The 22,846-nt window shown below is 61.5% G+C and carries 22 protein-coding genes; 2 read left to right on the top strand and 20 right to left on the bottom strand.

From position 1 onward, the window contains the following. Nucleotides 1-26: 26 nt before the first annotated feature. Nucleotides 27-380, top strand: a complete 354-nt coding sequence (locus tag AC0Z2B_RS11185; protein WP_416421631.1) for an NADH:ubiquinone oxidoreductase — start codon at nt 27-29, stop codon at nt 378-380. Here the strand turns inward: AC0Z2B_RS11185 and zigA are convergent, their stop codons facing one another. From zigA to AC0Z2B_RS11170, 3 genes are all read right to left on the bottom strand, one after another. After that, a complete protein-coding gene (gene zigA / locus AC0Z2B_RS11180; protein ID WP_476296671.1) occupies nt 381-1,586 on the bottom strand; it encodes a zinc metallochaperone GTPase ZigA in 1,206 nt (401 codons plus the stop codon). A gap of 101 nt (nt 1,587-1,687) precedes the next feature. Next, complete coding sequence (locus tag AC0Z2B_RS11175; protein ID WP_476296669.1) at nt 1,688-2,932, bottom strand: N-acetylmuramoyl-L-alanine amidase; 1,245 nt, start codon at nt 2,930-2,932, stop codon at nt 1,688-1,690. A gap of 255 nt (nt 2,933-3,187) precedes the next feature. After that, complete coding sequence (locus AC0Z2B_RS11170) at nt 3,188-3,715, bottom strand: DUF3617 domain-containing protein (protein WP_475502543.1); 528 nt, start codon at nt 3,713-3,715, stop codon at nt 3,188-3,190. A gap of 146 nt (nt 3,716-3,861) precedes the next feature. Here AC0Z2B_RS11170 and cls point away from each other — a divergent pair, with 146 nt between their 5' ends. Then, nucleotides 3,862-5,301 carry a cardiolipin synthase gene (cls, locus tag AC0Z2B_RS11165; protein WP_476296667.1) on the top strand — a complete coding sequence of 480 codons (1,440 nt, stop codon included), beginning with the start codon at nt 3,862-3,864 and terminating at the stop codon, nt 5,299-5,301. 16 nt (nt 5,302-5,317) lie between these two features. On the opposite strand, the gene cfaB is transcribed toward cls, so the two are convergent. From cfaB to mnmG, 17 genes are all read right to left on the bottom strand, one after another. Next, a complete protein-coding gene (gene cfaB / locus AC0Z2B_RS11160) occupies nt 5,318-6,502 on the bottom strand; it encodes a C17 cyclopropane fatty acid synthase CfaB (protein WP_476296665.1) in 1,185 nt (394 codons plus the stop codon). A 233-nt stretch (nt 6,503-6,735) separates the two neighbouring features. After that, nucleotides 6,736-8,571, bottom strand: coding sequence for a glutamine--fructose-6-phosphate transaminase (isomerizing) (gene glmS, locus AC0Z2B_RS11155; protein ID WP_476296663.1), 1,836 nt, complete (start codon nt 8,569-8,571; stop codon nt 6,736-6,738). Between the two features lie 11 nt (nt 8,572-8,582). Then, nucleotides 8,583-9,350 (bottom strand): DeoR/GlpR family DNA-binding transcription regulator, encoded by a 768-nt coding sequence (locus AC0Z2B_RS11150; RefSeq protein WP_476296661.1) that lies wholly within the window; start codon nt 9,348-9,350, stop codon nt 8,583-8,585. A gap of 200 nt (nt 9,351-9,550) precedes the next feature. Then, a complete protein-coding gene (gene glmU, locus AC0Z2B_RS11145) occupies nt 9,551-10,918 on the bottom strand; it encodes a bifunctional UDP-N-acetylglucosamine diphosphorylase/glucosamine-1-phosphate N-acetyltransferase GlmU (protein ID WP_476296659.1) in 1,368 nt (455 codons plus the stop codon). 112 nt (nt 10,919-11,030) lie between these two features. Beyond that, nucleotides 11,031-11,456, bottom strand: coding sequence for a F0F1 ATP synthase subunit epsilon (locus tag AC0Z2B_RS11140; RefSeq protein WP_416421642.1), 426 nt, complete (start codon nt 11,454-11,456; stop codon nt 11,031-11,033). 44 nt (nt 11,457-11,500) lie between these two features. After that, nucleotides 11,501-12,877 carry a F0F1 ATP synthase subunit beta gene (gene atpD / locus AC0Z2B_RS11135; RefSeq protein WP_027980916.1) on the bottom strand — a complete coding sequence of 459 codons (1,377 nt, stop codon included), beginning with the start codon at nt 12,875-12,877 and terminating at the stop codon, nt 11,501-11,503. A 27-nt stretch (nt 12,878-12,904) separates the two neighbouring features. Beyond that, nucleotides 12,905-13,765 (bottom strand): F0F1 ATP synthase subunit gamma, encoded by an 861-nt coding sequence (gene atpG, locus AC0Z2B_RS11130; protein WP_416421643.1) that lies wholly within the window; start codon nt 13,763-13,765, stop codon nt 12,905-12,907. 50 nt (nt 13,766-13,815) lie between these two features. Then, a complete protein-coding gene (gene atpA, locus AC0Z2B_RS11125) occupies nt 13,816-15,360 on the bottom strand; it encodes a F0F1 ATP synthase subunit alpha (protein ID WP_416421644.1) in 1,545 nt (514 codons plus the stop codon). Nucleotides 15,361-15,381: 21 nt separating this feature from the next. Next, nucleotides 15,382-15,918, bottom strand: coding sequence for a F0F1 ATP synthase subunit delta (locus AC0Z2B_RS11120; RefSeq protein ID WP_416421645.1), 537 nt, complete (start codon nt 15,916-15,918; stop codon nt 15,382-15,384). 12 nt (nt 15,919-15,930) lie between these two features. Beyond that, a complete protein-coding gene (locus AC0Z2B_RS11115; RefSeq protein WP_008367083.1) occupies nt 15,931-16,401 on the bottom strand; it encodes a F0F1 ATP synthase subunit B in 471 nt (156 codons plus the stop codon). 54 nt (nt 16,402-16,455) lie between these two features. After that, nucleotides 16,456-16,713, bottom strand: coding sequence for a F0F1 ATP synthase subunit C (atpE, locus tag AC0Z2B_RS11110; protein WP_002555987.1), 258 nt, complete (start codon nt 16,711-16,713; stop codon nt 16,456-16,458). Nucleotides 16,714-16,859: 146 nt separating this feature from the next. Continuing rightward, nucleotides 16,860-17,729, bottom strand: a complete 870-nt coding sequence (atpB, locus tag AC0Z2B_RS11105; protein WP_027980922.1) for a F0F1 ATP synthase subunit A — start codon at nt 17,727-17,729, stop codon at nt 16,860-16,862. A gap of 16 nt (nt 17,730-17,745) precedes the next feature. After that, nucleotides 17,746-18,153 (bottom strand): F0F1 ATP synthase subunit I, encoded by a 408-nt coding sequence (locus tag AC0Z2B_RS11100; protein WP_027980923.1) that lies wholly within the window; start codon nt 18,151-18,153, stop codon nt 17,746-17,748. A 147-nt stretch (nt 18,154-18,300) separates the two neighbouring features. Then, nucleotides 18,301-19,173: a ParB/RepB/Spo0J family partition protein gene (locus tag AC0Z2B_RS11095; protein WP_416421646.1), complete on the bottom strand. Its 873-nt coding sequence runs from the start codon at nt 19,171-19,173 to the stop codon at nt 18,301-18,303. A gap of 9 nt (nt 19,174-19,182) precedes the next feature. Then, nucleotides 19,183-19,971 (bottom strand): ParA family protein, encoded by a 789-nt coding sequence (locus tag AC0Z2B_RS11090; RefSeq protein ID WP_416421647.1) that lies wholly within the window; start codon nt 19,969-19,971, stop codon nt 19,183-19,185. 18 nt (nt 19,972-19,989) lie between these two features. Next, a complete protein-coding gene (gene rsmG / locus AC0Z2B_RS11085; RefSeq protein WP_416427507.1) occupies nt 19,990-20,628 on the bottom strand; it encodes a 16S rRNA (guanine(527)-N(7))-methyltransferase RsmG in 639 nt (212 codons plus the stop codon). A 5-nt stretch (nt 20,629-20,633) separates the two neighbouring features. Then, a complete protein-coding gene (gene mnmG / locus AC0Z2B_RS11080) occupies nt 20,634-22,526 on the bottom strand; it encodes a tRNA uridine-5-carboxymethylaminomethyl(34) synthesis enzyme MnmG (RefSeq protein WP_476296655.1) in 1,893 nt (630 codons plus the stop codon). Nucleotides 22,527-22,846 lie beyond the last annotated feature (320 nt).

Genomic DNA, 22,846 nt, shown 5'->3' with positions numbered 1-22,846 from the left:
TTGGTTTTCTTGAATGGAGGTAGTGGATGCGTCTTTGGGGTGTGCTGGCGCTAAGCCTCGCCAGCAGTCAGGTCTGGGCCCAGGCCTGCGTGGTGCACAGCCATGCCGAACGGCTCGACGTGAAGGTATGCCAGCAGAACCGCAACATACCGGAAAAAATGTTTCACGATGGTTTCTGCGAGCCGAACCTGCCGGGGCAGAAGGTCGAGGTGCAGTTCGTCGACCAGTGCCCGGCAGGTGCGTTTGGCGTGTGCAGCGACGCCCATGTGGACAATATGCCCTATCGCCAGGATATCCACTATTACGGCGTGGCCAGCGACGCCGCCTACCTCGAGCCGTTCTGCGAACAGAAGAGCCAGGGCACCTGGCTCAAGCCCTGATCAGGCCGCGTCTTCGTGCCAGGGGCCGAAGGGGTCGGGCAGCTGTTCCCAGGCGCCAGCGCCCAGGGCCATTTCCGCTTCGCTGAGCAGGCACTGGTCCAGCTCGGCGTTCAGGCGGGCGAAGTCCACGCCCTGGCCGATGAACACCAGCTCCTGGCGGCAGTCGCCGCTGTCGGCCTGCCAATGGGCCATGATCGATGCGGTGCTCTCGGCGTCCTGGGGCCAGTGGGCCTTGGGCACGAAACGCCACCAGCGCCCGGCGAAGCCATGGCGCACTAGCCCACCGGCCTGGGACCAGCTGCCAGCCTCCTGGGGTTTGCTGGCCAGCCAGAAGAAGCCCTTGGAACGCAGCAGCTTGCCGTTCTGCCACGGGCTGTTGAGCCAGTCGTAGAAGCGCTGCGGGTGGAACGGCCGGCGCGCGCGGTAGGCCCCCGAGCTGATGCCGTACTCATCACTCTCCGGCACGTGCTCCCCGCGCAGCTCTTTCAGCCAGCCCGGCGCCTGGCTGGCGCGCTCGAAGTCGAACAGCCCGGTGTCGAGGATCCGCCCCAGCGGCACCTGGCCCATCACCATGGGCAGGATCTGCGCCTGGGCGTTGAGACGCTTGAGGATGGCCATCAGCTCATCGCGGTCGGCGCTGCTGATCAGGTCAATCTTGCTGACGAGGATGACATCGGCGAACTCCACCTGCTCGATCAGCAGGTCGGTGATGGCCCGCTCGTCTTCCTCGCCCAGGGTCTCACCGCGGCTGGCCAGGCTTTCGGCGGCCTCGTAGTCGCGCAGGAAGTTCACCCCGTCCACGACCGTGACCATGGTGTCCAGGCGCGCCAGGTCGGCCAGGCTGCGACCCTGTTCATCACGGAAGGTGAAGGTCTCGGCCACCGGCAGCGGTTCGGAGATGCCGGTGGACTCGATCAGCAGGTAATCGAAACGGCCCTCGTCGGCCAGGCGCGCCACTTCTTCCAGCAGGTCTTCGCGCAGGGTGCAGCAGATGCAGCCGTTGCTCATCTCCACCAGCTTTTCTTCGGCGCGGTTGAGGCTCACATCACGCTGCACCTCGGTGCCGTCGATGTTGATCTCGCTCATGTCATTGACGATGACGGCCACGCGCAGGTTGTCGCGGTTGCGCAGCACGTGGTTGAGCAGGGTGCTCTTGCCCGCGCCCAGGAAGCCTGACAGCACGGTGACGGGAAGACGATGGGGCATGGTTCGATTCCTCAAGGCGCCTGGTCTTGTGGAATGAACTGCCAGGCTATCCTGTAATGTTATAGTATAACATTACAGGATAGCCAATACCGATTGTCTCCTCAGACGACGCGCTGGGCGTTCTGCTCCTGTTTCCAGGCAATGAAGGAGTCGCTGGGTGGATTTTTCTGGAAATAGGTGTTGATGCCGGCAAACAAGCGGTCGGCGACGGCCTGCTGGTGGCGCGCGGTCACCAGGCGCTGGGCATCGCTGGCATTGGAGATGAAGCCGGTCTCCACCAGGATGGACGGCACGTCCGGGGACTTCAGCACCGCGAAGCCTGCTTGCTCCACGCGGTTCTGGTGCAGGGTGGTGATGTCGGCCAGGCTGCCCAGCACCGTGTGGCCCAGTTGCAGGCTGGCGGCGATGGTGGCGTTCATCGACATGTCGATGATCACGTTGGCCAGCATCGGGTCCTTGTCCTTGAGATTGAGCAGGCTGGCGGCGCCGATCAGGTCCGCGCCGTTCTCGCGGTCAGCCATCATGCGTGCGGTGGCCGAGGTGGCACCGTTTTCGGACAGGGCGAATACCGAGGCACCCGACGCGGTGAGGCGCGGCGCCGCATCGGCGTGCACCGAGATGAACATGTCGGCGTTGCGCTGACGCGCGAAGTCCACGCGTTTGCGCAGCGGCACATAGAAGTCGTCGTTGCGCACCAGGTGCACGGTGTAGCCGTTCTCGCGCTTGAGGCGGCGCGCCAGCAACTGGGCGATGGACAGCACCACGTCTTTCTCGCGCTCGCCCTTGCCGCCGATGGCACCCGGGTCCTTGCCACCGTGGCCAGGGTCGACCACCACCACGATGTCACGCTTGGGGTGCGGGCCTCGGCTGGCCACAGCCTTCGGCGCCTCGACCGGCTCAGGCTCGGGTGCCGGCGCGCTGGCCAGCACCGCCGGCGCGGCAACATGGTTGCCCTGAACCAGGTCCAGCACCAGCCGGTGGCCCTGGCCCGCCTGCGGGCCCAACAGGAACGCGTTAGCCTGCATGGGCGCATTGAGGTCGAAGACGATGCGGGTGTCGCCGTGGCCGAACGGCCCGGAACGAATGGCCCGCACGCTGGTGCCAGCCAGGTTCAAGTGGCCCAGATCGCCGCTGAGCTGGGCGCCGGCCACGTCGACGATGAGGCGGTCGGGGGCCTGCAAGGTAAAGGTCTTGAATTGCACCGGACCGCTCAAGTCGAACACTACGCGCAGCTTGTCGTTGCTGCGCCACAAGCGTGCGTCGCGCACCAGCGCCGCGGAGGCGCCAAGTGGCAGTGCCAGCGTCGTGCTGGCCAGGATGAAGGTGAGCAGTTGGCGTCTATGCATGGCGGATCTTCATCAAAGGAAGTTACAATTTTCGCATCGTTATAATATAACACGCGGAATGTCGCCCAAGATGAAATAGCGCAGGCACAGGGTCCGCATGGTGGCGACTCTAAACCGGGCTCGCAATGCAGATTATGAAATTTTTTACATCTGAGTGTTCCACGTGGAACCTTGTAGCAGCGGCCGCCAGGCCGCGTCCCAGGCGCCTCGGTTGGCAGCCCTGGCGGTGACGCAGCCTTCGGCAGCTGCTACGGGTCAGGGGCGGGGGCGTACGGTGCCGCAGTCGTTGCCCAGCCATACGGCGCGGGTTTCCATGCTGCCTTTCTGCTGGGTGCCGGTGGCGTTGAACGTGCCGCTGACCTTGGTCAGGAACTCACGCTGGCTGAGGAAGGTGGCCTGGCCACTACCCTGGGCCTTGGGGCAGCTGAAGCGGAAGTCCCAGACGTTGCCATGGCGGGCGGTGATCTGCTGGGTGCAGCCCGACTGCGGGTCCTGCAGCGGTATGTTGTCGGACTGCACCTGCGCCTGGGTCAGGCAGCTGCGAATGCCCTTGCCGCCCACGCTGATGCCCTGCTTGGCCATGGCCTGCTCGACCATGGCTTTCTGTTCCGGCGCCAGCATCTGCATCTGCCCCAGCATCACGTTGAGGTCAGGCAAAGCGCTACCGTCCACCTGCATGTTGCTGGTGGTCAGCTCCCACAAGCCTGGTTGAAGCATTTGCGCCTGCACGAGGGGCGCCGACAGACACAGGGCCAAAGCCACGGCCGGCAAACGAATCTTCATGGATAACTCCTGGGGTGGGCCAGTCTTGGCTGGCTGATGATACTTGGATGCGGGTTTGCCGATTGCGTTGCATGCTGAATTATTTCGAGACAACCCGGGCTGAACGTGGTCTGTTAAGCACAACGCATTCGGGAGCATCGCTGCGCATGGATTATCACAGCCCCTGGTTTTTTGGCTACCTGTTTGGCCTGGTCCACCTGCTCGGCGTCATCGCCGCCATTCATGCGGTGTTCACTGTCCGCACCGCGCAGGGCTCGATCGCCTGGGCGCTGTCACTGGTCTTCGTGCCCTACCTGACCCTGATTCCCTACCTGGTGTTCGGCCGCAGTACCTTCGATGCCTATATCGAAGCACGCCGCCAAGCCAACCGGGAAATGCACAAGGCCATTGCCGACCTGGACTGGCGGCCCTGGGTGGAAGAAGCGCTGACCGCGCGCAACTCCAGTTCCTACGCTTCGCTGCGAGCCATGCCCAAGCTGGGACGCATGCCGTGCCTGGCCAACAACCAGGTCAGCCTGCTGGTCAACGGCAAGGCCACTTTCGACGCTATCTTTGCCGCCATTCGCGAGGCGCGCGAAGTGGTGCTGGTGCAATTCTTCATCATCCACGACGACCAGATCGGCCGCGAGCTGCAGGCGCTATTGCTGGAGAAAGCCGCTCAGGGCGTGAAAGTCTACGTGCTGTACGACAGCGTCGGCAGCCACGCCCTGCCCCACGAATACAGCGACGTGCTGCGCAAAGGCGGCGTGAAGATCCGTGCGTTCGCCACCCGCAGCGGCTGGCTCAACCGCTTCCAGGTGAACTTCCGCAACCACCGCAAGATCGTCGTGGTAGATGGCGTGGTGGGCTTCATCGGCGGCCATAACGTCGGTGACGAGTACCTGGGCGGCAACCCCAAGCTGTCGCCGTGGCGCGATACCCACATCCGTATCACCGGCCCGGTGGTGGCTTGCCTGCAGGAGTCCTTCGCCGAAGACTGGTTCTGGGCCTCGCGCAAACTGCCACCTTTGATCCTGCCCGACACCTATGAAGACGGCGGCGTGCTGTGCCAGGTGCTGGCCAGCGGCCCCGCGGACCCACAGGAAACCTGCTCGCTGTTCTTCGTCGAAGCCATCCATGCCGCGACCGAGCGGGTGTGGATCACCAGCCCCTACTACATTCCCGACGAGGCGGTGTTCGCAGCCCTGCGCCTGGCGGTGCTGCGCGGGGTGGACGTGCGCATCCTGCTGCCGTCGCGCCCGGACCATAAGGTGGTGTACGCCGCCTCCAGCCTGTTCGCCTTCGAGGCAGTGCGCGCCGGTGTGCGCATGTTCCGCTACGGGCCAGGCTTCCTGCACCAGAAGGTGGTGCTGGTGGACAACGAGATCAGCGCCATCGGCAGTGCCAACATGGACAACCGCTCGTTCCGGCTGAATTTCGAAATCATGCTGCTGACGGTGGACAGCGCGTTCGCAGGCCAGGTGGCGGAGATGCTTGAGGCGGACTTTGCCCTGTCACGAGAGATCACCGTGGAAGACAGCCGCCACACGCACCAACTGCAGAAGCTGGGCATGCGCATCGCCAGGTTGATTTCACCCATCCTGTGATGCGCACGCCCAGGGGTCAGCGGTACAGATCCTCACGTGTCCATGGCAGGCCGTGGGTGCCGTCGGAATAGGCTTTCACCGAGAGGATCTGGTGGATGTTGATCCAGCCACGGGCAAACGCATAAGAGCAGCCGGCCAGGTACAGGCGCCAGATGCGCAGTGCCTGCTCCGGCACCATGGCCGCCGCCTTGTCGAGGTTGGCCTCCAGGCGCTTGCTCCAGAAGTCCAGCGTCTTGGCGTAATGCAGGCGCAGGCTTTCCACGTCCACCACCTCGAAGCCAGCCTCGCTGATGCGCGCCGACATCATGGCCATGTGCGGCAGCTCGCCATGGGGGAACACGTAGCGCTCGATGAACTCCCCTGCCCCACGCCCGACCGGCCGGCCGTCGGTGTGCTTGGCGGTGATGCCGTGGTTCATCACCAGGCCGCCTTCGCGCACGGCGCCGAACAGGCGCTCGCAGTAGACCTGCAAGTTGGCGTGGCCAACGTGCTCGAACATGCCCACGCTGACCACCTTGTCGAAACGGCCGTCCTGCGGCAGGTCGCGGTAGTCCAGCAACTGCAGCTCCACCAGGTGGTCGAGGCCCTCGGCCTTGACCCGCTCGCGCGCCAGCTTCAGCTGTTCCTTGCTCAGGGTAATGCCGAATACCTTGGCGCCGTACTCGCGCGCGGCATAGCGTGCCAGGCCACCCCAGCCGCAGCCCACGTCCAGCAGATAGTCGCCGGCCTGCAGGCGCAACTTACGGCACAGGTGCTCGAACTTGGCGTGCTGGGCCTGCTCCAGGGTCTCGGTGCCGGTCTGGAAATAGGCACAGGAATAGGCCATGTCCTGGTCCAGCCATAGCTGGTAGAACTCGTTGGACAGGTCGTAGTGGTAAGAGATGGCAGCGGCGTCGGTGTCCTTGTCGTGGACGGTGCGAATCGGCTGATCGCCGTCATCGTCATCCACCAGGGCTTGGCTAAGCTCGTCACATACCCGGATTACCTCACCGATCGAACCTTCCATTTCCAGCTTGCCCTCGACGAAGGCAGTACCCAGGAGATCAAGGCTGGGGTGAGTGAACTGAGTCACCAGCTGTGGGTCTTTCACCACGATAGTGACACTGGGCGCGGGGCCCAGGTTGAACTCATGACCATCCCAGAGTCTCAGGCGCAGCGGGAGCTGAAGATTCTGTAAGGCCGGTGGTAATTGCGCGAGCATGTGTTTAACCCCCCTAAGTCAGACTTCTCTGAAATTAGGGTAGTCCAGAATTTGGCGCTGTCATGGGGTTCACTACTATGGTCTTAGACCATGCTGCGGATTTTGGTAGGTTTTCTTACGTTACACTTTGTTTCGCAACCCCTTGTAGCAGCGGCCGCCAGGCCGCGTCCCTGGCACCACAATTCGCGTGGCCAAGGGGACGCGGCCTTTGGCCGCTGCTACGGGGAATGCAGTTATTCCACGGTGACCGATTTCGCCAGGTTGCGCGGCTGGTCGACGTCGGTGCCTTTCAGCACGGCCACGTAGTACGACAGCAGCTGCAGCGGAATGGTGTAGAGGATGGGCGCCAGCGCATCGAGGATGTGCGGCATGGCGATCACGTGGGTGCCAGGCCCATCGCGGAACTCGGCCTGGGCGTCGGCGAAGACGATCAGCTCACCGCCGCGGGCGCGCACTTCCTGCAGGTTGGACTTGAGCTTCTCCAGCAGTTCGTTGTTCGGCGCCACGGTGACGATCGGCATGTCCTTGTCCACCAGCGCCAGCGGGCCGTGCTTCAGCTCGCCTGCCGGGTAGGCTTCGGCGTGGATGTAGGAGATTTCCTTGAGCTTGAGCGCGCCTTCCATCGCTACCGGGAACTGTGCGCCACGCCCCAGGAACAGCGTGTGGTGTTTCTCGGCGAACAGCTGGGCAACCTTCTCCACCGTGCTGTCCATGGCCAGGGCTTCACCCAGGCGGGTTGGCAGGCGGCGCAGTTCTTCTACCAGCTCGGCTTCGACGCCGGCTTCCAGGGTGCCACGTACTTGGCCCAGGGACAGGGTCAGCAGCATCAGCGCCACCAGCTGGGTGGTGAAGGCCTTGGTGGAAGCCACGCCGATTTCCGGGCCGGCCTGGGTCAGCAGGGTCAGGTCCGACTCACGCACCAGCGAGCTGATGCCGACGTTGCAGATAGCCAGGCTGCCGAGGAAACCCAGCTCCTTGGCGTTGCGCAGCGCGGCCAGGGTGTCAGCGGTTTCACCGGACTGCGAGATGGACACGAACAGGGTGTCAGGCTGCACCACCACGCGGCGGTAGCGGAACTCGCTGGCTACTTCCACCTGGCAGGGAATGCCCGCCAGGCCTTCGATCCAGTAACGCGCAACCATGCCGGCGTGGTAGCTGGTGCCACAGGCGACGATCTGCACGTTGCGCACCTTGGCGAACAGCTCGGCAGCTTGCGGGCCGAACGCTTGCACCAGCACCTGCTCCTGGCCCAGGCGGCCTTCCAGGGTGCGTTGCACCACTTTAGGCTGCTCGTGGATTTCCTTGAGCATGAAGTGACGGAACTCGCCCTTGTCGGCGGCTTCGGCGCCTTCGTGGTATTGCACGGTGTCGCGCTGCACTGGCTGGCCATCGGCGTTCCAGATGCGCACGGCTTCGCGAGTGATCTCGGCGATATCGCCCTCTTCCAGGTACATGAAGCGGTCGGTGACCTGGCGCAGGGCCAGTTGGTCGGACGCCAGGAAGTTTTCCCCCAAGCCCAGGCCGATGACCAGCGGGCTGCCGCTGCGCGCGGCTACCAGGCGGTCAGGCTGTTTCAGGCTGATGGCAGCCAGGCCATAGGCACCGTGCAGTTCCTTCACCGTGGCCTTGAGGGCATCGGTCAAGTCCGGCAGGGTCTTGAGGTGGTGGTGCAGCAGGTGCGCGATCACTTCGGTGTCGGTGTCCGAGCTGAACACATAGCCCATGCCTTTCAGGCGGTCGCGCAGCGCCTCGTGGTTTTCGATGATGCCGTTGTGCACCACCGCCACGTCGTCGCTGGAGAAATGCGGGTGGGCGTTGCGCTCGCTGGGCGCGCCATGGGTGGCCCAGCGGGTGTGGGCAATGCCCAACTGGCCGGCCAGCGGGTCGGCGGCCAGCGCGGCTTCAAGCTCGGCGACCTTGCCCACGCGGCGGCGGCGCTGCAGCGAACCGGTGTTGGTGTACAGCGCCACGCCGGCACTGTCGTAGCCACGGTACTCCAGGCGCTTCAGGCCTTCGAGCAGGATGGCGGTGATATTACGCTCGGCGATGGCGCCAACGATTCCACACATGGGTTGTTCTCCTAGCTTGCGGCGGCGCAGATGAGGTTGATACCGCGGGCCTGAATCTGTTCGCGTGCCGCGACGGGCAGGCGATCATCGGTAATAAGGGTATGGACACTGCTCCAAGGCAGTTCCAGGTTGGGGATCTTGCGGCCGACCTTGTCGGACTCCACCATCACGATCACTTCACGCGCCACGTCCGCCATCACCCGGCTCAAGCCGAGCAGTTCATTGAAGGTGGTGGTGCCACGCTCCAGGTCGATGCCGTCGGCCCCGATGAACAGTTGGTCGAAATCGTAGGAACGCAGCACCTGCTCGGCGACCTGGCCCTGGAAGGATTCCGAGTGCGGGTCCCAGGTGCCGCCGGTCATCAACAGCACCGGCTCGTGCTCCAGTTCGCTGAGGGCGTTGGCCACGTGCAACGAGTTGGTCATCACCACCAGGCCGGGCTGGTGGCCAAGCTCGGGGATCATCGCGGCGGTGGTGCTGCCGCTGTCGATGATGATGCGCGCATGCTCGCGAATCTTATCCACAGCCGCGCGGGCAATGGCCTGCTTGTGGATAGAAACGCTTTGGGCACTCTCGGCCATCATTTCCTGCGGCACCGGCACCGCCCCGCCATAGCGGCGCAGCAGCAGCCCATTGGTTTCCAGGGCGGCCAGGTCCTTGCGAATGGTGACTTCGGAAGTTTCGAAGCGACGGGCCAAGGCGTCGACGCTCACCTCGCCCTGTTCATTGAGCAAGGCGAGGATGTTGTGGCGGCGCTGGGGCGTGTTGCGTTTCGACATGGTGGCTTTTAAGTTTCGATTCGAAAGATAACGGAAGCAATCAAAACCTATCGGCGGGTTTTCGTCAAGTGAACAGTGGTTCAGGCTGACGGTGGGGAATTCATCTCAAACGCCAAAAGCCCCGCACGCTCACGTAGCAGCCGCCGAAGGCTGCGTCCGGAACGATGCGGGGCGCGTGGGACGCGGCCTCACGGCCGCTGCTACAGCTTCTTGATTTTCACCGGCCGCTTCCAGCCATCAATATTGCGCTGGCGCGCACGCCCTACCGCGAGTTGAGCTTCCTCCACATCCTGGGTAATGGTCGAGCCCGCCGCAGTGGTGGCACCCGCCTTGATATCCACAGGCGCCACCAACGAGTTGTTGGTGCCGATGAACGCATCCTCGCCAATGACGGTGCGCCACTTGTTGGCACCGTCGTAGTTGCAGGTGATCACGCCCGCACCGATGTTGCTGCGAGCACCAATGTCGGCATCGCCCAGGTAGGCCAGGTGGCCAGCCTTGGCGCCTTCGCCCATATGGGCGTTCTTCAGTTCGACGAAGTTACCCACATGGGCGCCCTGGTCCATCACGGTGCCCGGGCGCAGGCGCGCGAACGGGCCGGCGTCGCTGCCCTCGCCCATCACTGCACCGTCCAGGTGGGTGTTGGCCTTGAGGGTCACGCCTTTACGCAGGGTGCTGTCCTTGATGTAGCAGTTCGGGCCGATGACCACGTCGTCCTCGATGACCACCTTGCCTTCGAGGATGACGTTGACGTCGATCAGCACGTCGCGGCCCACGGTGACTTCACCGCGCACGTCGAAACGCGCCGGGTCGCGCAGGGTCACGCCCTGGGCCATCAGGCGGCGGCCTTCGCGCAGTTGGTAGTGGCGCTCGAGCTCCGACAGCTGGCGACGATCGTTGGCGCCCTGCACTTCCATGGCATCCAGCGGTTGCTCGGTGGCCACCACCAGGCCATCGCCCACGGCCATGGCAATCACGTCGGTGAGGTAGTACTCGCCCTGGGCGTTGTTGTTGGACAACCGCCCCAGCCACTCGGCCAGGCGCTTGCCCGGCACCGCGAGGATGCCGGTGTTGCCTTCCTTGATAGCACGCTGTGCTTCGCTGGCGTCCTTGTGTTCGACGATGGCGCTGACCTTGCCGGCGCCGTCACGCACGATGCGGCCGTAGCCGGTGGGGTCGTCAAGGTTCACGGTCAGCAGGCCCAACTGGTCCGGGGTGACCAGCGCCAGCAGCCGTTGCAGGGTCTCGACTTCGATCAGCGGCACATCACCGTAGAGGATCAAGACGGTTTCAGCGGTGATGGCCGGCACGGCCTGGGCCACGGCGTGGCCGGTGCCCAGTTGCTGTGACTGCAGCACGAAATTCAGGTCCGGCGCCGCCAGGCGTTCGCGCACCAGCTCCGCGCCATGGCCGATGACCACATGGATGCCTTGCGGCGCAAGCTGCCGGGCGCTGTGGATAACATGGCCGAGCATGGAGTTGCCCGCCACCGGGTGCAGGACCTTGGGGATGGCCGAACGCATGCGGGTGCCCTGGCCTGCGGCGAGAATGACGATATCGAGAGACATTGAGTGGCTACCAATCCGGGCTGGTCGGCGAACGCGACCGGGAGATAAAAAGCGGAAAAAGAAAAAGGGTAGCCGAGGCTACCCTTTTTCTCAATCGCTCAAAAGTTGCGGCTTATTTGCCGAACTTCTTGCGGATCTGCTGAACGGTACGCAGCTGCGCAGTGGCCTCGGCCAGGCGTGCAGCAGCAGCGCCGTAGTCGAAGTCCGCGCCTTGCTCGTTCAGGGCCTTCTGGGCAGCCTTGACGGCTTCCTGAGCAGAGGCTTCATCCAGGTCGGCAGCGCGCTGCACGGTGTCGGCCAGGACCTTCACCATGTTCGGCTGAACCTCGAGGAAACCACCGGAGATGTAATACACCTCCTCGTCTCCACCCTGCTTGATCAAGCGGATCGGACCTGGCTTCAGATTGGTGAGCAACGGTGCGTGGCCCAGGGCAACGCCCAGGTCACCCAGTTCACCGTGTGCAATCACCATCTCGACCAGACCGGAGAAGATTTCCCCTTCCGCGCTGACGATATCGCAATGGACTGTCATAGCCATCTGCTTGCCTCAACCTGATTAGCGCCCGTTGCCGGGCGCCAGGATTACAGTTTCTTGGCTTTCTCGATCGCTTCTTCGATGCCGCCGACCATGTAGAACGCTTGTTCTGGCAGGTGGTCGTAGTCACCGTTGAGGATGCCTTTGAAGCCAGCAATGGTGTCTTTCAGGGAAACGTATTTGCCCGATGCACCAGTGAAGACTTCAGCCACGAAGAACGGCTGCGACAGGAAGCGCTGAATCTTACGAGCGCGGGTAACGAGTTGCTTGTCGGATTCCGACAGCTCGTCCATACCCAGGATCGCGATGATGTCTTTCAGCTCTTTGTAGCGCTGCAGCACGTACTGAACGCCACGAGCGGTGTCGTAGTGTTCCTGGCCGATGACCAGTGGGTCCAGCTGGCGCGAAGTCGAGTCCAGTGGATCGACCGCTGGGTAGATACCCAGGGAGGCGATGTCACGGGACAGTACGACGGTGGCGTCCAAGTGGGCGAACGTGGTGGCTGGCGACGGGTCAGTCAGGTCGTCCGCAGGTACGTATACGGCTTGTACCGAGGTGATCGAGCCGGACTTGGTCGAAGTGATGCGCTCTTGCAGAGTGCCCATCTCTTCAGCCAGGGTCGGCTGGTAACCTACGGCCGATGGCATACGACCCAGCAGTGCCGAAACTTCGGTACCGGCCAGGGTGTAACGGTAGATGTTGTCGACGAACAGCAGAACGTCGTTACCTTCGTCACGGAATTTCTCGGCCATGGTCAGGCCGGTCAGCGCTACGCGCAGACGGTTGCCTGGTGGCTCGTTCATTTGACCGTAGACCAGGGCAACCTTGTCCAGAACGTTGGAGTCCTTCATCTCGTGATAGAAGTCGTTACCTTCACGAGTACGCTCACCCACACCGGCGAACACGGAGTAACCGCTGTGTTCCATCGCGATGTTACGGATCAGTTCCATCATGTTTACGGTCTTGCCTACACCGGCACCACCGAACAGACCAACTTTACCGCCTTTGGCGAACGGGCAGACCAGGTCGATAACCTTGATGCCAGTTTCCAGCAGGTCGTTGCCGCCTGCTTGTTCAGCGAACGAAGGAGCCGGCTGGTGGATACCACGGCGCTCTTCTTCACCGATCGGGCCGGCTTCGTCGATTGGGTTGCCCAGGACGTCCATGATACGGCCCAGGGTCGCTTTACCGACGGGTACCGAGATAGGCGCCTTGGTGTCGACAACGTCCAGGCCGCGTTTCAGGCCTTCGGTCGAACCCATTGCAATAGTACGAACCACGCCGTCGCCCAGCTGCTGCTGAACTTCCAGAGTGGTTGGCGCGCCTTGAACATTCAGCGCGCTGTAGATGCTCGGTACGCTGTCACGTGGAAATTCCACGTCGATGACGGCGCCGATGATTTGAACGATACGTCCGCTACTCATAGCAGGATCCTCTGAATATTTGAACCGTTAAACCGCGGCAGCGCCGCCGACGATTTCCGAGATCTCTTGGGTGATCGCAGCCTGACGCGCCTTGTTGTAGACCAGCTGCAATTCGCTGATCAGGTCGCCGGCGTTGTCGGTGGCGTTCTTCATCGCGATCATCCGCGCAGCTTGTTCAGCCGCGTTGTTCTCAACCACCGCCTGGTAGACCTGCGACTCCACGTAGCGAACCATCAAGCCGTCCAGCAGCTCCTTGGCGTCGGGTTCGTAGAGGTAGTCCCAGTGGTGCTTGAGCTCTTGATCCGGGGTTGCGACCAACGGAATCAATTGCTCGACCGTTGGCTTTTGCGTCATGGTATTCACGAACTTGTTGGACACCACGGACAGGCGATCAATACGGCCATCCAGGTAGGCATCCAGCATCACCTTGACGCTGCCGATCAGATCATTGATCGATGGCTCTTCGCCCAGGTGGCTGATCGCTGCAACGACGTTGCCGCCAAAGCTGCGGAAGAATGCCGCACCCTTGCTGCCAACCACGCACAGATCGATCTCGACGCCGCGCTCGCGGTTTACCGCCATGTCCTTGACCAGGGCCTTGAACAGGTTGGTATTCAAGCCGCCGCACAGACCACGGTCACTGCTCACTACCACATAACCTACGCGCTTTACTTCGCGTTCGATCATGAAGGGGTGGCGGTATTCCGGGTTGGCGTTGGCCAGATGACCAATCACCTGGCGGATATGCTCCGCGTAAGGACGGCTGGCTGCCATGCGCATTTGAGCCTTGCGCATTTTGCTGACCGCCACTTTTTCCATGGCGCTGGTAATTTTTTGCGTGCTTTTGATGCTCGCAATCTTACTGCGAATCTCTTTTGCGCCTGCCATGTAACACCTATCAGGTTAGCAAGCGGGAGCCTCGCGGCTCCCGCTGCGGCTTACCAGGTTTGGGTGGCCTTGAACTTCTCGATACCGGCTTTGATGCCAGCGTCGATTTCGTCATTGAAGTCACCCTTCACGTTGATCTTCGCCATCAAATCGGCGTGATCGCGGTTGAAGTAAGCAATCAGGGCCTGCTCGAAGCTACCGATCTTGGCGATTTCGACGTCAGTCAGGAAACCACGCTCAGCGGCGTACAGCGACAGCGCCATGTCCGCGATGGACATAGGAGCGTATTGCTTCTGCTTCATCAGCTCGGTAACGCGCTGACCGTGCTCCAGTTGCTTGCGGGTGGCTTCGTCCAGGTCAGAAGCGAACTGGGCGAATGCAGCCAGTTCACGGTACTGAGCCAGAGCGGTACGGATGCCACCGGACAGCTTCTTGATGATCTTGGTCTGAGCGGCACCACCCACACGGGATACCGAAACACCGGCGTTCACTGCAGGGCGGATGCCCGAGTTGAACATGGCCGATTCCAGGAAGATCTGACCGTCGGTGATGGAAATCACGTTGGTCGGAACGAACGCGGAAACGTCGCCAGCCTGGGTTTCGATGATCGGCAGTGCGGTCAGGGAACCGGTCTTGCCAGTCACTGCACCGTTGGTGAACTTCTCTACGTACTCTTCCGAAACGCGCGATGCACGCTCCAGCAGACGGGAGTGGAGATAGAACACGTCACCTGGGTAGGCTTCACGGCCTGGTGGACGGCGCAGCAGCAGGGAAATCTGGCGGTAGGCCACTGCTTGCTTCGACAGATCGTCATAGACGATCAGCGCGTCTTCACCGCGGTCGCGGAAGAATTCACCCATGGTGCAGCCGGAGTACGGCGCCAGGTATTGCAGTGCGGCGGATTCCGAAGCGCTGGCGGCAACAACGATGGTGTTGGCCAGGGCGCCGTTCTCTTCCAGCTTGCGCACGATGTTGGCGATGGTCGATTGTTTCTGACCGATTGCCACGTACACGCAGAAGATGCCGCTGTTTTTCTGGTTGATGATCGCGTCGATCGCCATGGCGGTCTTGCCGATCTGGCGGTCACCGATGATCAGCTCACGCTGGCCACGGCCGACAGGGATCATGGCGTCAACCGACTTGTAGCCAGTCTGTACAGGCTGGTCTACCGACTTACGCCAGATCACGCCCGGTGCAACTTTCTCGACCGCGTCGGTCTCGGTGTTGCCCAGTGGACCTTTGCCGTCAACAGGGTTACCCAGTGCGTCGACGACGCGACCCAGCAGTTCCTTACCAACCGGAACCTGCAGGACGCGGCCAGTGCACTTGGCGCTCATGCCTTCGGCCAGGGACTGGTAAGCACCGAGGATAACGGCACCTACGGAGTCCTGCTCCAGGTTGAGGGCCATGCCGAAGACGCCGCCCGGAAACTCGATCATCTCGCCGTACATGACGTCGGCCAGACCGTGAATCCGCACGATACCGTCAGATACGCTGACGACAGTGCCTTCGTTACGGGCTTGGGAGGTCACATCGAGCTTTTCGATGCGGCCCTTGATAATTTCACTTATTTCGGAAGGATTGAGTTGCTGCATTGCTCTGCTGCCCCTTCAAACTCAAGATTTCAATGCTTCGGCCAGCTGCGCGAGTTTGCCACGCACTGAACCATCGATTACCAGGTCGCCAGCGCGAATGACAACACCCCCGATGAGGGAGGCATCTTGCGCGGCGTGCAGTCGCACTTCTCGGCCGAGCCGTGCACTGAGAACCTTGGCGAGTTTGTCTTGCTGTTCGTCGTTCAATGCAAAAGCACTGGTTACTTCCACGTCCACGGATTTCTCGAGCTCGGCCTTGTACAGGTCGAACTGAGCGGCGATCTCCGGCAACAGCAGGAGACGGTCGTTTTCCGCGACAACATGAATGAAATTCTGTGCCTGGCTATCAAACTTTTCACCGCACACTTCAATGAAAGTGGCGGCCTTTTGTGCGCTCGTCAGTCGCGGGGCCTTGAGCAGGCGCTGCATGGTGTCGTCTTCCGACACCGCAGCAGCCAGGCCGAGCATGGCTGACCAATTGGCCAGTTGCTGGTGGGCCTGGGCATGCTCGAAGGCTGCCTTAGCGTAAGGTCGGGCCAACGTGGTCAGTTCTGCCATGATCGCCCTCGCTTAGATTTCTGCAGCCAGTTTGTTAACCAGCTCCGCGTGCGCGTTTTGATCGATTGTGGCGCCCAGGATCTTCTCGGCACCGCCTACGGCCAGAGCACCCACTTGGGCACGCAGCGCGTCTTTGACACCGTTCAGTTCCTGCTCGATCTCGGCCTGAGCCTGAGCCTTCACGCGATCAGCTTCGACACGGGCCTGTTCACGGGCCTCGTCGACGATCTGAGCGCCGCGTTTCTTGGCTTGCTCAATGATTTCGGCTGCCTGAGCTTTAGCATCGCGCAGTTGCTGACCCGCTTTGTCTTGGGCCAGCTCCAGGTCGCGAGCTGCTCGTTGTGCAGCGTCCAGTCCATCCGCGATCTTCTTCTGACGTTCTTGCAAAGCCGCGATGACCGGAGGCCACACGAACTTCATGCAAAACAGTACAAAAATGAAGAACGCAACGGACTGGCCAATCAGGGTTGCATTAATGTTCACGCCAACACCTCGCTCGTTCTTTGTTCACACCAATCAGCTCGAAGGTTCGAGAGATTAGCCAGCGAGTTGACCAACGAAGGGGTTCGCGAAGGTGAAGAACAGAGCGATACCAACACCGATCATGGTTACGGCGTCGAGCAGACCGGCAACGATGAACATTTTAACTTGCAGCATTGGAACCATTTCTGGCTGGCGAGCTGCGCCTTCCAGGAATTTGCCGCCCAGCAGGCCGAAGCCGATAGCAGTACCCAGAGCGCCCAGGCCGATCAGCAGAGCAACAGCGATAGCGGTTAGACCAACTACAGTTTCCATCTTTCCTCCCGACTTTTACGTCGTATTGGTTAGGTTTTTTAGATTAAAGCGGTAAAACAAATCGTTTTTGCAGCAGCCCCGGCAGACTCCCCCCAAGGGCACCCTTCCACCGGGGTGGAAGGGTCATCAGACACGCCAGGCGGGTCTTAATGGTTCTCTTCGTGCGCCATCGACAGGTAGACGATGGTCAGCATCATGAAGATAAAGGCCTGCAGGGTGATGATCAGGATGTGGAACACAGCCCACGCCCACTGCAGTACAACGCCCAGACCGCTCAGCCACAGCAGACCGCTGCCGAACATCACTGCGATCAGGATGAACACCAGCTCGCCGGCATACATGTTGCCGAACAGTCGCAGGGCCAGAGAGATTGGCTTGGCGATCAGGGTCACGAATTCAAGCAGGAAGTTGACCGGGATCAGGATGATCTGAACCAGCATGTTCTTGCTGCTGAACGGGTGCAGGGTCAGTTCGCCCAGGAAGCCACCGATGCCCTTGATCTTGATGCTGTAGAAAATGATCAGCGCGAACACCGACAGGGCCATGCCCAGGGTGGCGTTCGGGTCAGTGGTGGACACTGCGCGGAACGGAATCTCGTGATCGCCAGAGATAGCGGCGGCCAGATGAGGAATCCAGTCGACCGGGATCAGGTCGATGGCGTTCATCAGGAACACCCAGGCGAAAATGGTCAGTGCCAGGGGAGCGATCACGGCGCTACGGCCGTGGAAGCTGTCCTTGACGCTGCCGTCGACGAACTCTACCAGCACTTCGACGAAGTTCTGCAGCGCGCCAGGCTGGCCGGAAGTCGCCTTTTTCGCCGCCATGCGGAAAATCAGGACGAAAATCAGGCCCAGGGCCACAGACCAGCCGAGGGTGTCGACGTGGAATGCCCAAAAGCCCATTTCCTTGGCTTGTGCTGCGGAGTGGGCAAAGCCCCAGCCGCCGTCTGGTAGTTGACCGAAGGTCAAGTTCTGCAAGTGGTGCTGGATATAGCCCGAAGCGGTTTCTGCTGCCATGGTTGCCTCAAACGCCCTAAGGTCTCGAAAGTCTTGTTTTCATCAGCAGGGGTGCGAACCAGCTGACCAGTTGGGTCAGCACGAAGACACCGAATACTGCCAACGGCGCCAATGGCTTCACTCCTGCAAACGTCAGCGCGAACAGCACTGCCGTCAAAATCAATTTGCCTGCCTCGCCAGCGTAGAACGACCGGACGATGGCTTGCGCGGCTCGGGCTCCGGTAAACCGGAACGCCTTGTGAGCAAAATACAAATTCGGCAACCAGGCAATCAGTCCCCCGAGGAGGCCTGAATATCCAGTGACTGCCCCGCGCCACTGCCACAACGCCAAGGCTGCCAACAGAAACACGACACATTGAGCCAGCAATACCGGAAATACCGCCAAGCGATGGAAGGGCAGGCGGTTTGGCGTGCGGGTTTCCATCACAATTGCTCCTCGTGAGTCGGCTCGCCAAAATCAGTGACTTGGCATAATTTGTGCCGACAAAATGCGCGCAGAGTATAGGGGCGGTTCAGCCCCTATTCAACTGCTCGGTAGTGATTTCCGACTGCGCGCTACAGAAGGATTGTTTCAGCGAATGTGGGCGAGCACGCCCTGAAGCTCATCCAGGGAGTTGTAACGGATCACCAGCTGGCCCTTGCCCTTCTGCCCGTGGCGTATCTGCACATCAGAGCCCAGACGCTCTGCCAGGCGCTGCTCAAGGCGGGTTATGTCCGGATCAGGTTTGCTCGATTCGACCGGCTCAGGCTTGCCGCTGAGCCATTGGCGAACCAGTGCCTCGGTTTGGCGCACGGTGAGGCCACGTGCGACAACATGTCGCGCCCCCTCAACCTGCTGTTCATCCGGCAGACCGAGCAGAGCACGGGCGTGGCCCATCTCCAGGTCGCCGTGGGCGAGCATGGTCTTGATGACTTCGGGCAGCGTGATCAGGCGCAGCAGGTTGGCCACGGTGACCCGCGACTTGCCCACCGCATCGGCGACCTGTTGCTGGGTCAGCTGGAATTCCTGCTGCAGGCGCTGCAACGCGATGGCTTCTTCCACCGGGTTGAGGTCTTCGCGCTGGATGTTCTCGATCAGCGCCATGGCGATGGCCGCTTCATCGGGCACGTCGCGGACCATGGCCGGGATGGTGTCCATGCCGGCCTGCTGGCTCGCGCGCCAGCGGCGTTCACCGGCGATGATCTCGAAACGGTTGTTGCCGATCGGACGCACCACGATCGGCTGCATCACGCCCTGGCTCTTGATCGAGTGGGCGAGTTCTTCCAGCGCCTGCGGGTCCATGTCCCGGCGTGGCTGGTATTTGCCGCGCTGGATCACGTCCAGGGGCAGGTGCTGCAATTCTCTCTGGTCGACCTTGACGGCCTGTTCTTCCAGTGCGCTGACGGTAGGCCCGCTAAGCAGGGCATCCAGTCCACGTCCGAGACCACGTTTCTTCACGGCCATGTGGATTCCTTAGGCTTTTTCAGCGCGAGTTTGGCGGCGCTGGCGACGAACCATCTCGCCCGCCAGGGCCAGGTAGGCCAGCGCACCACGCGATTGCTTGTCGTAGGCCAGTGCCGGCATGCCGAAGCTCGGCGCCTCTGCCAGGCGTACGTTGCGCGGGATCACCGTGTCGTACAGCTGGTCGCCGAAGTGCTCCTTGAGCTGCGCGGACACATCGTTGATCAGGCTCAGGCGCGGGTCGTACATGGTCCGCAGCAGGCCTTCGATCTTCAGTTCCGGGTTCAGCAGCTCGGCGATGCGCTTGATGTTATCCACAAGGTCGCTCAAGCCTTCCAGGGCGAAGTACTCGCACTGCATGGGGATGATCACGCCATCGGACGCCACCAGGGCGTTGAGGGTGAGCATGGACAGCGACGGCGGGCAGTCGATCAGGATGTAGTCGTAGCTTTCGCGGATAGGCGCCAGCGCGGTACGCAGGCGGCTCTCCTTCATCTGCATTTCCAGCAGCACCACTTCGGCCGCGGTGAGGTCGCGGTTGGCCGGCAGCAGCTGGTAGCCGCCGTGTTCGGAGAAGTGCATGGCCTGGTTCAGGTCGCACTCGCCGATCAACAGGTCGTAGACCGAGTTTTCCAGGCCGTGCTTATCCACACCGCTACCCATGGTGGCGTTGCCCTGTGGATCGAGGTCGATCAGCAGCACGCGGCGCTTGGTCGCGACCAGCGATGCTGCGAGGTTGATGCAGGTGGTGGTCTTGCCCACACCACCTTTCTGGTTCGCTATCGCGAATACCTTAGCCATTCTTGCGTGTGTTCCCAATCATGCCGTGCGGCGCAGTATCAGCAGATGACGTTGGCCTTGGCAACCCGGTACGGTCAAGGCCTGTGCGCTTTCGAGGTGAAAATCTGCCGGTAATGCTACCAGCTCATCGGCAGGATGCAGCCCTTTCATTGCCAACCAGCGCGTATTCGTGTCGCCCAGGTGGCGTGTCCAGTTGCTGAAGTCTTCCAGGCTGCTGAAAGCCCGCGAAATAATTCCGTTGAACGGCAGCTCGGGCTGGAACGCTTCGACCCGGCTGTGGATAACCTGCAGGTTGTCCAGCTTCAGCTCCAGCTTGACCTGGGTGATGAAGCGGGTCTTCTTGCCGTTGCTGTCCAGGCAGGTGATTTTCTTTTCCGGGAACAGGATGGCCAGCGGCACGCCAGGCATGCCGCCACCGCTGCCCACGTCCAGCCAGCGCTCGCCTTCACCGATGTGGGCGATCACGCTGAGGCTGTCCAGCAGGTGGCGCGACACCATCTCGTCGGGGTTGCGCACGGCGGTCAGGTTGTAGGCCTTGTTCCACTTGATCAACAGGGCCAGGTAGGCCAGCAGCTGATCGTGCTGGGCCTGGCTCAGTTCGACGCCCAGTTCCCGTGCCCCTTGGGCCAATTCCTGCGAGTGGTGTGGGGTGACCATAGAACTCAAGCGCTTTGCTCCAACTCACGGCCAGCGCCGCGTTTTTTCAAATGAATCATCAACAGGGAAATCGCCGCCGGGGTCACGCCCGGGATGCGCGAAGCCTGGCCCAGGGTCTCGGGCCGAGTTATCCCCAGCTTGCCCTGGATTTCCTTGGACAGGCCGGAAATCGCAGCGTAGTCGATATCCACAGGCAGCTTGGTGTTTTCGCTGGCGCGCAGGCGGGCGATCTCGTCCTGTTGACGGTCGATGTAGCCGGCGTACTTGGCCTTGATCTCGACCTGTTCGGCCACGGTCGGATCAACGGCACCTTCACCGGTCACCTCGATCAGGCCGTTGTAGTCGATTTCCGGGCGAGTCAGCAGGCTCATCAGGTTGTATTCGTGGCCCAGTGGCGTGCCGAATTTCTCGGCAATGGCATCACCGCGCTCGGTGCCCGGGCGAACCCAGGTACTTTTCAGCCGCTGTTCTTCCAGCTCGATGGCTTCGCGCTTGGCGCAGAAGGCCGCCCAGCGGGCGTCGTCGACCAGGCCCAGTTCGCGACCTTTCTCGGTCAGGCGCAGGTCGGCGTTGTCTTCGCGCAGGATCAGCCGGTATTCGGCGCGCGAGGTGAACATGCGGTACGGCTCCTGGGTACCCAGGGTAATCAGGTCGTCGACCAGCACGCCGATGTACGCCTCGTCGCGGCGCGGGCACCAGGCATCACGGCCCTGGGCACGCAGCGCGGCGTTGGTCCCGGCCAGCAGGCCTTGGGCACCGGCTTCTTCGTAACCCGTGGTGCCGTTGATCTGGCCCGCGAAGAACAGGCCGCCGATGACCTTGGTCTCCAGGCTGTACTTCAGGTCGCGCGGGTCGAAGTAGTCGTATTCGATGGCGTAGCCAGGGCGAACGATGTGGGCGTTTTCCATGCCGCGGATCGAACGCACGATCTGCAGTTGCACGTCGAAAGGCAGCGACGTCGAGATGCCGTTCGGATACAGCTCATGGGTGGTCAGGCCTTCCGGCTCGATGAACACCTGATGGCTTTCCTTGTCGGCAAACCGATGGATCTTGTCTTCGATGGACGGGCAGTAACGCGGGCCGACGCCTTCGATCACGCCCGAATACATGGGCGAGCGGTCGAGGTTGGCGGCGATGATCTCGTGGGTACGGGCGTTGGTGTGGGTGATCCAGCAGCTGACCTGGCGTGGGTGCAGTTCCTTGGAGCCCATGAACGACATGACCGGAATCGGCGTGTCGCCAGGTTGCTCGGTCATTACCGAGAAATCTACCGAACGGCCATCGATGCGCGGCGGCGTACCGGTTTTCAGGCGGCCCACGCGCAGTGGGAATTCACGCAGCCGACGCGCCAGCGCGGTGGAGGGTGGGTCCCCTGCGCGGCCGCCCGAGTAATTTTCCAGGCCGATGTGGATAAGTCCGGCCAGGAAGGTACCGGCGGTCAATACCACGGAGTCGGCAAAGAAACGCAGGCCCATCTGGGTAACCACGCCACGCACCTGGTCCTGCTCGACGATCAGGTCGTCGCACGACTGCTGGAATATCCACAGGTTGGGCTGGTTTTCCAGGATTTCGCGTACCGCTGCCTTGTACAGGATGCGGTCGGCCTGTGCCCGGGTGGCACGCACGGCCGGGCCCTTGCGGTTGTTCAACACGCGGAACTGAATGCCGCCCTTATCGGTGGCCAGCGCCATGGCGCCGCCGAGCGCATCGATCTCTTTGACCAGATGGCTCTTGCCGATGCCGCCAATCGCGGGGTTGCAGCTCATTTGCCCGAGGGTTTCCACGTTATGTGTCAACAGCAGGGTTTTTGCGCCCATGCGTGCTGACGCAAGCGCAGCCTCGGTTCCGGCATGGCCGCCGCCGATGACGATCACTTCAAAACGGGAAGGGAAATCCACCACGCACCTCGTGCCTGTTCATTGATGGGTAATTGGGATAGCTCACCAGTATAGGGACTTACCCCCCTCTATAGGAACCTTTTGCACAAAATTTAACCAGCTGGGGATGAGCGGCAGGATCGGGATCTAAAAATAAAAAAAGAGAAAGAAATTTATTAAAGCTTTGTTTTTATGTTTATTCTTATGCACCGCCCTATCTGTGGATAAAGTTCTACAGCCCTTTAACGGCGTACTGTACAGAGAAATTGAACCCTGTGGTCATGTGGCCATGAGGCCCTTGGATAAGCGCTTTAAACCTGTGGATGAAAACACCACTTACC

The sequence above is a fragment of the Pseudomonas sp. GYB4201 genome (assembly GCF_056312595.1).
This window is presented reverse-complemented; position numbering and strand designations above follow the sequence as displayed.